This window comes from Ekhidna lutea, assembly GCF_900188325.1.
GTDB lineage: Bacteria > Bacteroidota > Bacteroidia > Cytophagales > Cyclobacteriaceae > Ekhidna > Ekhidna lutea.
The window spans coordinates 151,270-165,613 of record NZ_FZPD01000005.1 but is presented as its reverse complement, the minus strand read 5'-3'; the positions used below and the strand labels follow the sequence as shown (position 1 = coordinate 165,613).

Sequence of the window (14,344 nt, the reverse complement as noted above, 5' to 3'; positions counted from 1 at the left end):
ATCATTGGCTTTGAAGTCTGCCTTTAACACTGAAAAAGATTTAGCACTGAAAAAGATTTAGAATGAATACATACAACGAATACATCAAGGAGATCGAAGAACGAAAAAGACAGGGTCTTCAGCCGAAACCGATTGATGGTGGTGAATTGCTAAGTGAGATCATTGAGCAAATCAAAGACACGAGCCATGCGCATAGAGAAGACTCGTTGAAATTCTTCATTTACAATACACTACCGGGCACTACTCCTGCGGCTGTTGTAAAAGCGAAATTTCTCAAGGAAATCATTCTTGGTGAATCGGATGTAGAAGAAATTTCTCCTTCTTTCGCCTTTGAATTACTCTCCCATATGAAAGGCGGTCCTTCTATCGAAGTACTACTTGATATTGCTTTGGGAAGCAATGAATCAATCGCCAAACAAGCTGCTGATGTATTGAAAACGCAAGTATTCTTATACGACGCAGATTATGATCGTCTGAAAGAAGCATTTGAAGACGGGAATGCAATCGCGAAGGAGCTATTAGAGAGCTACGCCAAGGCTGAGTTTTTCACCCAGCTTCCTGAAGTAGAAGAAGAGATTAAGATCGTTACGTTCATTGCAGGTACTGGCGATATTTCCACAGATTTACTTTCCCCGGGAGCCGATGCACACTCCAGATCAGATCGGGAGCTTCACGGACAATGCATTTTCGAGCACAACAAAGAAATGCAAAAAGAGCTTTCAGCCTTAAAAGAAAAGCATCCTGATAAGCGTGTGATGTTGATCGCTGAAAAAGGCACGATGGGTGTTGGTTCATCCAGAATGTCAGGTGTAAACAATGTGGCATTGTGGACCGGTATTGAATCGAGTCCTTATGTTCCGTTTGTCAACATTGCACCAATTATAGCTGGCACAAATGGCATCTCTCCTATTTTCCTAACTACAGTCGGTGTTACAGGTGGTATCGGGATTGACCTGAAAAACTGGGTGAAGAAGACAGATGCAGATGGCAATGTAATCGTAAATGAGGATGGCGAACCTGTGTTGGAAGAAGCTTATTCTGTGAAAACAGGAACAGTTCTTACCATCAACACCAGGAAGAAGAAATTATATAATGGTGATCAGGAGTTGATTGATATCTCTTCTTCACTGACACCTCAAAAAGTTGAGTTTATCAAAGCTGGTGGATCATATGCGGTAGTCTTTGGCAAAAAGCTTCAGACGTTTGCAGCGAAAACCTTAGGCATTGAAGCTCCGACAGTATTCGCTCCGTCGAAAGAGATTTCAAACGAAGGACAGGGACTTACGGCCGTTGAGAAAATATTCAACAAAAATGCGGTAGGTACTACTCCTGGCAAGACATTGCATGCCGGCTCTGATGTTCGCGTGGAAGTAAACATTGTAGGATCTCAGGATACAACAGGTTTGATGACAGCTCAGGAATTAGAGTCAATGGCTGCTACCATTATTTCTCCGATCGTAGATGCCGGATATCAGTCAGGCTGCCACACCGCTTCTGTTTGGGATAGTAAAGCACAGGCAAACATCCCGAAACTGATGAAATTCATGAACGACTTTGGGCTGATCACCGGACGTGATCCGAAAGGCGTTTACCCGGCTATGACTGATGTGATTCATAAAGTGTTGAATGATCTTACCGTTGATGATTGGGATATCACCATCGGTGGAGACTCACACACCAGAATGTCCAAAGGCGTTGCTTTTGGTGCTGATTCTGGTACGGTTGCTCTTGCACTTGCTACCGGAGAAGCTTCCATGCCGATTCCGGAATCAGTAAAGGTGATCTTTAAAGGAGCGATGAAGCCATACATGGACTTCCGTGATGTGGTTCATGCGACTCAACAACAAATGCTCAAGCAATTCGGCGGTGAAAATGTATTCCAGGGTAGAATAATTGAAGTGCACTTAGGCACATTAACTGCAGATCAGGCCTTCACTTTTACTGACTGGACGGCTGAAATGAAGGCAAAAGCTTCTATCTGTATCTCTGAAGATGAGACGCTGATCGAATCACTGGAGATTGCCAAAGGAAGAATTCAGATCATGATTGAAAAGGGCATGGACAATGATCTGCAAGTCCTGCAAGGTTTGGTTGACAAAGCGAACAAGCGAATTACAGAAATCAGATCAGGCGAGAAACCGGCTCTCACGCCGGATGCCAATGCGAGGTATTATGCGGAAGTGACCGTTGATCTCGATGTGATCGCAGAGCCGATGATTGCTGACCCGGATGTCAACAACGATGACGTATCGAAGCGTTACACGCACGATACCATTCGACCGCTTTCTTACTATGGAGGCACGAAAAAAGTAGATCTTGGTTTCGTAGGATCGTGCATGGTACACAAGGGTGACATGAAGATTTTGGCTCAAATGCTTAAGAACATAGAGCAGCAACATGGTAAAGTGGAATTCAATGCACCTCTTGTTGTAGCTCCTCCTACTTACAATATCGTGGATGAGTTGAAAGCTGAAGGCGATTGGGAAGTATTGCAGAAATACTCAGGTTTCGAATTTGATGATAACAATCCAAAAGCAGCGGCACGTACGAAGTATGAAAATATGCTTTATCTCGAGCGACCTGGCTGTAATCTTTGTATGGGTAACCAGGAGAAAGCTGAACCGGGTGACACAGTAATGGCTACTTCTACACGGTTATTTCAGGGGAGAGTGGTAAAGGATTCAGGTGAGAAGAAAGGAGAATCTCTACTTTCATCTACTCCAGTAGTAGTGCTATCAACCATCCTTGGTCGCACTCCTACCATGGATGAATACGAAGCGGCAGTCCAGGGAATCGACCTGACCAAGTTTAAGCCTTCCAGTAAGAAGCTTGTAGCAGCATAGCTTAACTGACATTTGAAAACAGAGCCCGGGTCGTTGATTCGGGTTTTGCTGTTTATAGCACCCGTATTTCCATACAAGACTGGGGTTCCCATGACTCGGAAGCTATCACTTTTCCTCCCAAGGGAATAGGGGTAGTTATTAAACAGATGATTTTTGAGTCGAAATTAAGACTTGGCTTATTCCATATTCCCTTGCGAGAGAGGAACGAACGAGACTTGGGAATCTCCATTGAGAAGCTGTAATTACATGAGATTCCTAAATTCCGCTACGCTGCATCAGGAATGACGACCAAAATAAATATGCAGCGTTTTGTCAATTCGAGTCATGGGAATCCTTAACCACCATAAGCACAAGGAAATTGTCCCAGAAACTAAACAACGTCAATTCCTGTTTATCTTTAGAATCGTAAACCTTAAAAACACTAAATACATGCCTCAGGATTTTTTAGGAATAGAAAAACAACTATCCACACAACTTGGCAATCACAAATACTTCAGTCTGAAGGATCTTGCCGAAAAAGAAGCAGTAGTTAAAAAGCTACCGTATTCCATTCGTATCCTTCTGGAAAACGTCATCCGGAACTATGATGCATTCGCTGTAACCGAAGATCACATTAAAACTGTATTAAACTGGAAGGAAACAGCGGGTAAAAAAGACATTCCTTATAGTCCTGCGAGGGTATTGATGCAAGATTTTACAGGTGTTCCTGCTGTAGTAGATATTGCGTCAATTAGAGCTGAGGTAGCAAGAAAAGGAAAAGACACAGGCAAAACAAACCCTGTTGTACCGGCAGATATGGTCATTGATCATTCAGTAGTGGTAGATCACTTTGGTACAGCAGATTCTTATCAGAAAAATGTAGACCTGGAATACGAACGTAACGATGAGCGATATAAGCTTCTCAAATGGGGGCAACAAGCATTCACAAACTTCTCAGTTGTTCCTCCGGGCATGGGTATTTGTCATCAGGTAAATCTGGAATACCTGGCAAAAGGGGTTATCGAGAGAGATGGCTATTTATTTCCAGATACGCTGGTAGGAACAGATTCCCACACACCGATGGTCAATGGTATTGGCGTACTAGGATGGGGTGTTGGAGGAATTGAAGCAGAAGCAGCCATGCTTGGTCAGCCGATTTATATGATCTTACCACAGGTAATTGGTCTGAAGATCACCGGTAAGATGAAAGAAGGAACAACTTCCACTGACCTTGTTTTGACCATTACGAAGTTGCTCCGAGACTATGGAGTAGTTGGAAAAATCGTTGAAGTATTTGGTCCCGGGCTTGAAAATCTGGCCGTTACTGACCGAGCTACAATCTCCAATATGTCACCAGAATTTGGATGTACCGATACCCACTGGCCAATCGATCAGCGAACGCTTGATTACATGCGAAATACCAGCCGTACCGATGAACATATTGATATGGTAAAGGCGTATGCACAGGAGAACATGCTGTGGAGAGACGACCATGCAGAGATTGAATATACAGACGTAGTAGAATTGGATTTAGGAACTGTAGAGCCAACCATCTCGGGTCCTAAACGACCACAGGACAAAATCCTTTTGAGAGAAGCCAAGAGCAAAATGGTTGAACTCCTTAAGCAACAGGGAAGAGAATACATCGCAATAAATGAAAGGGTGTCTGACTGGGCCAACGAAGGTGGTCAGCCTGCCCCTACGGTCAGCAATAAAAATGGAATAAGAAGTGTAGATGTTGAAATTGATGGTCAAACGCACTGTATATCAGATGCTTCTGTAGTAGTGGCTGCAATAACCTCTTGTACAAACACATCTAACCCGAGCGTTATGATAGGCGCAGGATTGGTTGCTAAGAAGGCATCTGAGTTGGGGCTTAAAGTAAAACCATGGGTAAAGACCTCTCTGGCACCCGGATCGCGTGTAGTTACCGAATACCTGGAGAAATCTAAACTGCTTCCTTACCTGGAAGACCTTAAGTTTTATACGGTTGGGTACGGTTGCACAACATGCATTGGTAATTCTGGAGATATGATTCCAACCGTTCAAAAGGCGGTAATAGAAAATGATTTGATTGTAAGTTCTGTGCTTTCCGGCAACAGAAACTTCGAAGCGCGTATTCACCCGAATATTAAGATGAACTTTCTCGCGTCACCGATGCTCGTGGTTGCTTATGCCCTGGCCGGTCATACCGACTTTGATATGAATAATGAGCCCCTTGGAAGGGACAAAGATGGTAATGAGGTTTATCTGAGAGATCTGTGGCCAACCTCACAGGAAATAGATGAGGTGATGACTTCTGTACTTAGCCCAGAAGACTATAAGAAAAATTACGAAACGATTTTTGCCGGTGATGATACGTGGAAAAATCTGGAAGCCCCTAAAGGACAAACGTACGAGTGGGACAGCAAGTCAACCTACATTCAGGAAGCGCCATTTTTTAAGAATATCTCGGAAGATGTACCAAACCCTGACGACATCAAAGGTGCGAAAGTATTGCTTCAGGTTGGTGACATGGTTACCACTGACCACATCTCACCAGCTGGTAAATTCTTACCTGAGCACCCGGCAGGTCAATACCTGGTAGACCACAATGTTGACAAGAAAGACTTCAATTCGTACGGTTCCAGAAGAGGAAACCACGAAGTAATGATGCGTGGGACGTTTGCAAACGTACGAATCAAGAACAAGCTGGCTTCCAGAGAAGGAGGCTGGACAACCTATCAGCCAAACGGGGAAGAAATGACGGTTTTCGATGCTTCCATGAAGTACCAGGAGGAAGGAACTCCTTTGGTTGTGATTGGAGGAAAAGAATACGGTTCAGGTTCATCCAGAGATTGGGCAGCCAAAGGAACAACGCTTCTAGGCGTGAAAGCAGTAATCACAGAAAGCTACGAACGTATTCATCGTTCAAATTTGGTAGGAATGGGAGTACTTCCACTCCAGTTCCAGGAAGGCGAAACTCAGGATACTTTAGGCCTGACAGGTGAAGAAACCTACGATATCTCAGGCATCTCAGATAATCTGACACCCGGAAAACTGGTGGATGTGACTGCAACGAAGAAAGAAGGCTCCAAAGTAGAATTCAAAGCATTAGTAAGGCTGGATTCCGGTGTAGATGTAGAGTACTACAAACACGGAGGAATTTTGAATTATGTGTTGAGAAACTTCCTGAAGGATAATTAGTCCTTTCAGATAAAATCAGCTTGAAAAAACGCGCAATGGTTTGTTCGTTTTTTAGGTGGATTTTTTTTGTCATTCTATATTTGGGGTGTGAGCAATAAGAACACAATAAGCATACCTGTAAAGATGTACTTTGAAGGAATCTTTTTTAGCCTTGGTTGGGTGATGCTTTTTTTAAGTCTATTCCTTTTTCTGATGGCTTGGTATATTGGATTGATATCAGCTTTCTTGGGCTATCTTTTTGTGTCGACTCATTATCGTTTGAGTATTGATCCCTCAAATCAAGAAATAGAAGATTACCTTTTTATTCTTGGCTTGAAAACAGAAAAAGAAATCTTCCAATACAAGGAACTTGATTGTGTTTTCATAACTGCAACAAAATATAATCAACAGCTAAACCATCAATCAATTTCAACTAATGTAAAAGGAGTGCTATTTAAAGCTTACTTAAAAACAGAGAAAAGAAAGATCTATTTGGGAGAAAATAGAAGTCTAAAACAACTTGAGTCAAAAATATCTCCAATTACAAGTAAACTAAAGCTTGAAATTCGTACGCCATAAGTTTTTCTTAAATCTCAAATAACCGGATCAAACCTCCGGTTTTTTTTGTTGTAAACCACAGACAGTAACTTTAAACAAACTGAAACAACCTGAATATGAAAATGAACAAGCTTGGATTAATAGCATTTTTAATGATTGCCCTCATCGGGTTTTCATGCACTAACACCAAAAAATCAGAGGAGAGCAGTGACGAGACCAGCGGTACAATGGAGGTGAAAGCTAACATCACACTCACCAAAGCCCCTCCTTCACCTGAGTTTCCAGCTGCCAATCTCATTAAAAGAGGTGACGCTGCAATCACACCTACAGATAGCTCTTTCGTGGTGAACTACACATTCGATGTGCAAAACTATGAACTTGGCAAACCTACGGATGACTATGAAACACGTGGTATTGCTAACTCTGGCAAAGGCCAACACATTCACTATATCGTGAATAATGGACCGTATGCCGCACATTACATGCCAGGTATCAATGACGAGTTAGAAGCTGGGAATTATGTAGTGCTTGCCTTCCTTTCACGTTCGTATCATGAGAGTGTGAAAAGTCCGGATGCTTATCACATTGAAAACTTAGTGGTTGGTGATGTAGAACCTGACTCTGCTGACTTATCAGCTCCACATCTATTCTACAGCAGACCAAAAGGAACTTATACCGGAGCAGATGCTAAGAAAGTAATGTTGGATTTCTACTTATTGAATACGGAGCTTTCAGCCGATGGAAACAAAGTGCGAGCCACCATCAATGGTAATGAATTTATGATTGATGAGTGGGCACCATATTATATGGAAGGACTGCCAATGGGTAGAAACGAAATCAAACTTGAATTGATTGACTCTGAAGGAAACCTCGTTCCCGGGCCATTCAATTCAGTAGAGCGAACGGTTACTCTGGAAGAGTAAGAAATGATATTCATCCCGGCCTTGTACCGGGATCTTCATAGCAGAAGTCGTCTCATCATTCGTGTGGTGAGACGACTTTTTTCTCATTAAGCCCCCAATCCCCTTGCGAAGAGACGAAGGAACGAGACTTGGGGATCTTAAAGCCCAACATCTTCCAATATAAGATTCCCATGACTCGAATTCCCTTCGGTCATTCTCCCAAGGGAATATGGTGAGTAAAAAAGAAATTGAGCCAAATCAACAACCATGGGAATATGGTTAATTATTGAGGCTTCTTGATGAAGAGAGTTATTGAGATTATATCCAATATAAAATTAGAATGTCATTCCGAGGAACGAGGAATCTTTAAACTTAGGTAAAGATTTCTCCTAGCGTCTAAATGACATATTAAAAATAATTTCTTAATCCACCCACTCAGCTACAAATAGATTCGTATCTCTATTGCCACCATTGTATCTGTTAGATGCCCAAACCAGATACTTACCATCCGGACTGAACATCGGGAAGGAATCAAAAGTTTTGTCGAAGGTGACTTGCTCCAAGCCTGTTCCATCCAGGTTAATCATAAAAAGATTGAAAGGGAATCCTCGCTTGGAAGAATGGTTGGAAGAGAATAAAATCTTCTTTCCATCAGGGGTGAAGAAAGGTGCCCAGTTGGCATTACCCAAATTGGTAATTTTCTTCTTATCCGTACCATCGGCATTGGCTACATACAACTCCATTTTAGTTGGCTGAACTAAACCCTGTTCCAACAACCCTTTGTATTCCGCAACTTCTTCATCCGTCTGTGGTCGTGATGCTCTCCAAACAATTTTGCTTCCATCCGGTGAGAAGAATGCACCCCCATCATAACCTAACTCATCAGTCAGTTGCACCACATCCGAACCGTCTAAATTCATGGTGTAAAGTTCCAAATCACCTGAACGGGTAGAGGTAAAAATGATTTGATCGCCATTCGGTGAAACAGTGGCCTCTGCATCATACCCTTCTTCTGAAGTCAATTGATCCACGATATTTCCTTCAAGATCCGCAACGAAAATATCATACCCCTCATAGATCGGCCAAACATATTTACCGCTGGTTCGCTCAGGAGTAGCGGGACAAAGGCTGTCTGCTAAATGGGTAGACCCATATACAATTAATGAATCTCCGGGCAGGAAATAAGCGCAGGTAGTTCTACCTAGGCCAGTACTCACCATGCTCGGTTGCTCACCTTTTTTCGGATCATTGACATCCAAAGTGAAGATTTGATCGCATTCCACACCCCATTCTGAGTAGTCTGATTGGAATACCAGACTTTTTCCATCAAAGCTCCAGTATGCTTCTGCATTGTTACCACCCCAGGTAAGCTGACGTACATTTTTAAGATGTACCTCCTGCTCAAATCTTAGCGAATCGGTATTCGTTGTTTCTTGTTCAGAATTGGAGGATTGCTGACATGAAATGATGGCCAGCGATAGAAATAAAATCGTAAAGTTCTTCATTCATTGGTATTTTCGAGATGCGAATCTAACTCACAAAGAATTTGTATGAAAAAGCATTTATCACCTCTTCTACTGACTTTCCTTATTTGCTCTTGTTCTCAAACAGAACAATACAACCCAATATCAGCTATTGAAGCTGACATTTCTATTCTTGCAAGCGACTCACTAGCCGGACGGGAAGTAGGAACCGAGGGGGAGAAAATGGCGGCAGATTACATTGCAGCTGAGCTCAAAGCAACTGGTGTTCAGCCCAAAGGAACGAATGGTTTTTACCAGTCCTTTTTTGTGAAAGATGCGGATAACCCGCACGCTCAACCATCTGAAGAGACTGGTGAGGATGGGATCACCGGATATAATGTGGTAGGCATGATTGATAATCCGGGTGATGAGTTGGTGGTCATTGGCGCCCATTATGACCATCTGGGGATGGGTGATTTTTCTTCACTTTATAGAGGTGAGAAAGCCATTCACAATGGTGCAGATGATAATGCAAGCGGCATTGCCGCAATGCTTCATTTGGCGAGAGTGTTATCTGATCAGGAATTAAATCGTGATATCCTTTTCATCGGTTTTTCCGGGGAAGAAAAAGGACTTTGGGGGTCGAATTACTTCACAAAAAATCCAACAGTTGATCTCACAAAAGTCAATTTCATGATCAATATGGATATGGTGGGACGACTGGATGAATCCAAAGGGCTGGCAGTAAATGGAACCGGCACCTCTCCTATCTGGAACTGGCTATTGGATGAAGTGAATGCGGATAGCTTGAAGCTCATCAAAGGTGAATCAGGTGTTGGTCCATCTGATCATACTTCCTTCTACCTTCAGGATATTCCGGTGTTGCATTTCTTCACCGGTCAGCATGAGGACTACCACAAGCCAAGTGACGATCCTGAGAAAATCAATGAAGAAGGCATCCTTAAAGTCGCTTCAATCATAGAACGGATGATTGTGCTCATGGATGATGATGAGAAAATCGCTTTCACGAAAACCAAAGACGAATCTGATAACCCTCGGTTCACAGTGACTCTAGGTGTCGTTCCTGACTACATGTTTGATGGTGAAGGCATGCGCATCGATGGAGTGAGTGAAGACAAGCCAGCAATCAAAGCAGGAATCCTTAAAGGTGATGTGGTTGTTCAGCTCGGTGACAGCACTGTCACTGATATGATGAGTTACATGCGAGCACTCTCCACTTTTGAGAAGGGAGACAAAACCACTGTGCTAGTTGATCGCGGTGGTGAGAAGTTGAGTTTTGAGATTGAGTTTTAATCAATACAAATCTCCTCCTCGGAGGGGCTGGGGTGGGTAAACATTCCCAATCCTTATCCCCTTGCGAACGACGCAGGAGTGAGACTTGGGGATCTCAAGAACCTACATTCTATCTCAGGGGGATTCCCATGACTCGGTTTCCCTTCGGTCACCTCCCAAGGGAATACGGTCTATCAAACTGGAATATTGTACGCTTTGATTGTAATGATGCAAATAATTATTGCTTAGCAACTTCTGATCCCACAGCCTCAAACAACGGCAGCCACAACGTAAAAGTCGTACCCTTTCCTTCTTCACTGGATACTTCGATCTTGCCATTGTTCATTTCCATGAACTCATGCACGAGCTGAAGGCCAAGACCCAGACCTTTCTCGCCGGAGGTGCCGTAGGTACTTTTCTTATCCTGTAATTGAAATAGCTTTCTGAGCTTGTCCTGTGGCATCCCTACACCGGTATCATACACCTCAATTTTGGCCGTACCGTTTTCTTCAGTAGCTTTTATTCCAACCTCCCCTCCTTCCGGAGTAAACTTCAGCGCATTGCTGACAAGGTTTCTTAAGATGGTCATCGTGGTGTTTTTGTCGCACCATAATTCTAATGCTTCCGGAACATCGGCACCCAACTCAATCGACTTTCCTTGTGCCATGGTAGACAATGTTTTCACCAGATCTTCAGCCATTTCTTTCAGACTGAGTTTCTCCGGCACATTAGGCACATGGCCCTGCTGTTGCATGGCCCAGTTTAGCAGGTTGTCCAGCAACTTGGAAAGTTGATCTACCGAAGAATCAATGTGTTCGGTCATTTCCAGCAGCTGATCCGTTTGCTTGGTTTGCACCATCATTTTGATCATCTGGCTGATACCATTGAAACCCGCGACCGGACTTCTTAAATCATGTGAGATAATGGAGAAAAATTTGTCCTTGGTACTATTCAGCCGCTCTAGCTCAGCTTTTTGCTCACCCAGGATACGATTGATTTTCGCTTTAGACCGATAGTATTTATAGATAATGGCCGCAAGAACAATGAGTATAAATGCAAAAGCCCCTACAGCAATGGTGATGATACGTTGCGTTCGCTTTTCAGCAGTCAACAAATCTACTTCTGCTTGCTTCTGACCTACTTCGAATTCGGTACGTAGGTCAGCCATTTTTTGAGTGGCTTCAATACTTTGTATGCTATCCTTTAAAGCGACAAATTGTTTGTGATATGTATAGGATTCTTTATGGTCTCCAATATCTTCATACAATTCACTTAACATCAATGAAGCATCCCTTGCCTGCTCCTTCAGGTTATTATTAAGTGACATTTCTAAGGCCTCTTGAGCTGCTTCTATCGATTGGCTAATTTTTTCCTGCTCAAACAACACCCTGGCCAGATTATGCAAATAATCAGCCATCGCATAATAATCTTTTACAGGTCTTAATTTTTCAATCGCTTTGTGAAGAAGATCTTCAGCTAGGAGATAGTCACCTTGTTTCCATCTAACCAATGCAGTGTTACCAATTGCGTAAGCAATTCCAACTTCAAATTCTAACTCCTCGAAAATTGATTGAGCTTTTTGCGTATAATACAGGGCGCTATCATATTCTTTGAGTTTATAATACTCATAACCGATGTTTAGGGAACCATACCCTATGTACTCGTAATCATTAACTTGCTCAAATAGTTTTAGAGACTTCTTTTTAAAAAGAAGTGAATTTCTCAAATCATTGTTAAGTGAATAAGTAGATGCTATTTGCCCATAGATTGCTCCAAGTTCTTCATGCATTTCAAGGGATTTAGCATATTCAGCAGCCTCAAATAATGCAACAAGGGATTTCTCAAGTTGCCCAATTTTTGAATGTGCACCTCCAATAACAATGTAAGACGTAATAATTAGCGAATGATTTTCAGTCTTAATTGCCTCAAGAAGTACTTGATTGGCATACTCGATTTTATCTTTAGGATCAGTAGAAAAAATAGATACCTTAGAGAGAATCTCAAGTCTTCTTTCCTCTTTTAGATCTTCATTTTGAAGAATATTTATTAAGCTATCCGCCTTACGTTGATTTTGACATTCAGCTTCTAAAACACAAAAAAGTGCCATTAATAAAATGGCACCTTTTATAAGTTTAATATTTCTAAATCTAAACTTCATATTAATTAATCACCGCCTTTGGGATAGGTCAAATCAGGATCAAAATCAGTATATCCTCCTCCATTAGCAGGTTTTACTGAAATGGTATACTTCTCCGTAATTGTACCGGTCAGACCTTGCTTTACTTTTCCCTTCGGCTTCTTTGTATCGTCATCATCGACACGATCAAGAATCCTATTCTTATTGGGTTTAATCTTTATCTTACCAATTGTATCATCTCCTGACCAATCTACCTCATCTCCCGAATCAACACCAGTGCTTGGGCTCCCCGCATCAACGGTTTGCCAGTTACCAGCATCGTCTTGATACTTAAGAACCCCTCCATCTAAAGTTAAGTTAATTGTGATTATTGCCATTTTTAATGTTTGGTTAAATGGTGACTAAATAATTGAATGCCCAATATATCAAATGATAATGTGATTATTCCAAATAGGTAATCAAAAATCGGATATCAGATTTCACATCCCAAAATTTCAGCATTTTTACAAATGGTTAATGGTTACCCGGTACAAGTCTGTTGTGCAGATGTAATGAAACAATTATCACTTCATTTATTAAACAGAAGAATTTGAACCATATCTGATAAAAGATTTTATTCAAAAATTCAAAATACCCCAGCCCTAAAGGTGTTGCTAAAAGAATCCCTTTAGGGAATGAAAGGGTGTGTTTTTGAGTGTTTCAATCCTCAAAATCTTTCTCGATGACTAGCAAAAACAATTATGAAAAAGACTATATACTCACTACTCATTCTTACTACTATCACTTCCAATGCCCAAAGCCTAAGAGAAATTTATCAGGCAGGTGTACAGGCTTATGAAGCACAAGATTATGAACTGTTTAATCGGAAAATGTTTACGATCGACAGCATGCGACCTAACTATCCGGCGGTCGTTTACAATCTGGCGGGAAGCTACGCACTCACAGGAAATGCTGAAAAATCGCTTGAAGTGTTGAATAAGTACATTTTGATGGACGCCACACAGGATTTTGCTAAAGACAGTGATTTTGAATCAATCCTGTCACTGGATGAGTTTAGCATGATTCAAGAGAGACAAAAAGAATTGACAACTCCCCTTTCATTTGAAAAGACATTTTCTTTTCCAATTTTAAAATCTCACCCTGAGTCCATCACCTATTCCACGAAACAGAAGTGTTACTTTTTTGGTGGTGTGCGGGATGGTAAAATTTGGCAGGCACGAGAAGGGAAAACCCCTGAGATATTTGCTAATTCTCCTAAAAACAGCTGGAGCGTCATGGGATTGGAAATAGCTCCTGATCAAAAAACGCTATGGGTTTGCACCGCTTCAATGAGTAACTATGAAAACTATGACCAAAATGAAGAGGGATATGCAAGCGTGCTTAAATACAATTTAAAATCCGGTGAATTACTGGAAACATATACTCTCCCCGGCGGACACATCTTTGGTGATTTGATTGTGGATCAAAATGGAAATGTGTTTATATCAGATGGAACTGCTAACACCCTTTACTGGATTAGCCAGGAAACAGGAGAATTGGAAGCGTTTGTTGATTTATCGGAACAGGTTTTTAACCTACAAGGTTTGACATTTGATGAAGATCAGCAAAACATCTTTTTGAGTGACTATATCGATGGCATTTACAAGCTAAACCTTGAAAGCAAGATTGCAACCAAGTTGGCTATAAAGGGCGAAAACATCCTAATCAAAGGAGTTGATGGACTCTATTTTGACAACAATACCCTTATTGGCCTGCACAACGGAACGAATCCAAACAGAGTGGTTCGATACGTTCTTTCTGAAGATGGGAATACACTTATGGACAAAGAGACATTGGCACAAGCAGGTGATTTGGGTGAGCCTACCCAGGGTGTTTGGATTGATGGTAAACTGCATATCATTGTTAATAGTCCATGGGCGGCCTATGACCAGGACGGTAATTTTGAACCGGAAGGCGAATCAGTTATTATTGGAGTTATTGAATGATGTCCATTTAAACCATCCA

Annotated in this window: 9 protein-coding genes; 6 read left to right on the top strand and 3 right to left on the bottom strand. The window is 41.8% G+C overall.

Features of this window, described 5'->3' with window-relative positions:
- The first annotated feature begins 62 nt into the window (after positions 1-62).
- The 4 genes from CHB71_RS14615 to CHB71_RS14600 all read left to right on the top strand — a co-directional run bounded on the left by CHB71_RS14615 (position 63) and on the right by CHB71_RS14600 (position 7,468).
- Positions 63-2,843, top strand: a complete 2,781-nt coding sequence (locus CHB71_RS14615; protein WP_089357686.1) for a bifunctional aconitate hydratase 2/2-methylisocitrate dehydratase — start codon at positions 63-65, stop codon at positions 2,841-2,843.
- 429 nt (positions 2,844-3,272) lie between these two features.
- A complete protein-coding gene (acnA, locus tag CHB71_RS14610; RefSeq protein WP_089358063.1) occupies positions 3,273-6,008 on the top strand; it encodes an aconitate hydratase AcnA in 2,736 nt (911 codons plus the stop codon).
- Positions 6,009-6,131: 123 nt separating this feature from the next.
- Positions 6,132-6,566, top strand: coding sequence for a hypothetical protein (locus tag CHB71_RS14605; RefSeq protein ID WP_144017440.1), 435 nt, complete (start codon positions 6,132-6,134; stop codon positions 6,564-6,566).
- 95 nt (positions 6,567-6,661) lie between these two features.
- Positions 6,662-7,468, top strand: a complete 807-nt coding sequence (locus CHB71_RS14600; protein WP_245811321.1) for a phosphopeptide-binding protein — start codon at positions 6,662-6,664, stop codon at positions 7,466-7,468.
- A gap of 401 nt (positions 7,469-7,869) precedes the next feature.
- Here CHB71_RS14600 and CHB71_RS14595 read toward each other — a convergent pair whose 3' ends face one another.
- A complete protein-coding gene (locus CHB71_RS14595) occupies positions 7,870-8,952 on the bottom strand; it encodes a TolB family protein (protein ID WP_089357684.1) in 1,083 nt (360 codons plus the stop codon).
- A 45-nt stretch (positions 8,953-8,997) separates the two neighbouring features.
- Between CHB71_RS14595 and CHB71_RS14590 the strand changes: the two genes are divergently transcribed.
- Entirely contained in the window at positions 8,998-10,224 is a 1,227-nt protein-coding gene (locus CHB71_RS14590) for a M20/M25/M40 family metallo-hydrolase (RefSeq protein ID WP_089357683.1), read from the top strand.
- Between the two features lie 217 nt (positions 10,225-10,441).
- Here CHB71_RS14590 and CHB71_RS14585 read toward each other — a convergent pair whose 3' ends face one another.
- Both CHB71_RS14585 and CHB71_RS14580 read right to left on the bottom strand, forming a co-directional pair.
- Entirely contained in the window at positions 10,442-12,361 is a 1,920-nt protein-coding gene (locus tag CHB71_RS14585) for an ATP-binding protein (protein ID WP_089357682.1), read from the bottom strand.
- A gap of 5 nt (positions 12,362-12,366) precedes the next feature.
- Positions 12,367-12,717 (bottom strand): hypothetical protein, encoded by a 351-nt coding sequence (locus CHB71_RS14580; RefSeq protein WP_089357681.1) that lies wholly within the window; start codon positions 12,715-12,717, stop codon positions 12,367-12,369.
- 363 nt (positions 12,718-13,080) lie between these two features.
- Between CHB71_RS14580 and CHB71_RS14575 the strand changes: the two genes are divergently transcribed.
- Positions 13,081-14,325, top strand: a complete 1,245-nt coding sequence (locus CHB71_RS14575) for a TPR end-of-group domain-containing protein (protein ID WP_089357680.1) — start codon at positions 13,081-13,083, stop codon at positions 14,323-14,325.
- Positions 14,326-14,344 lie beyond the last annotated feature (19 nt).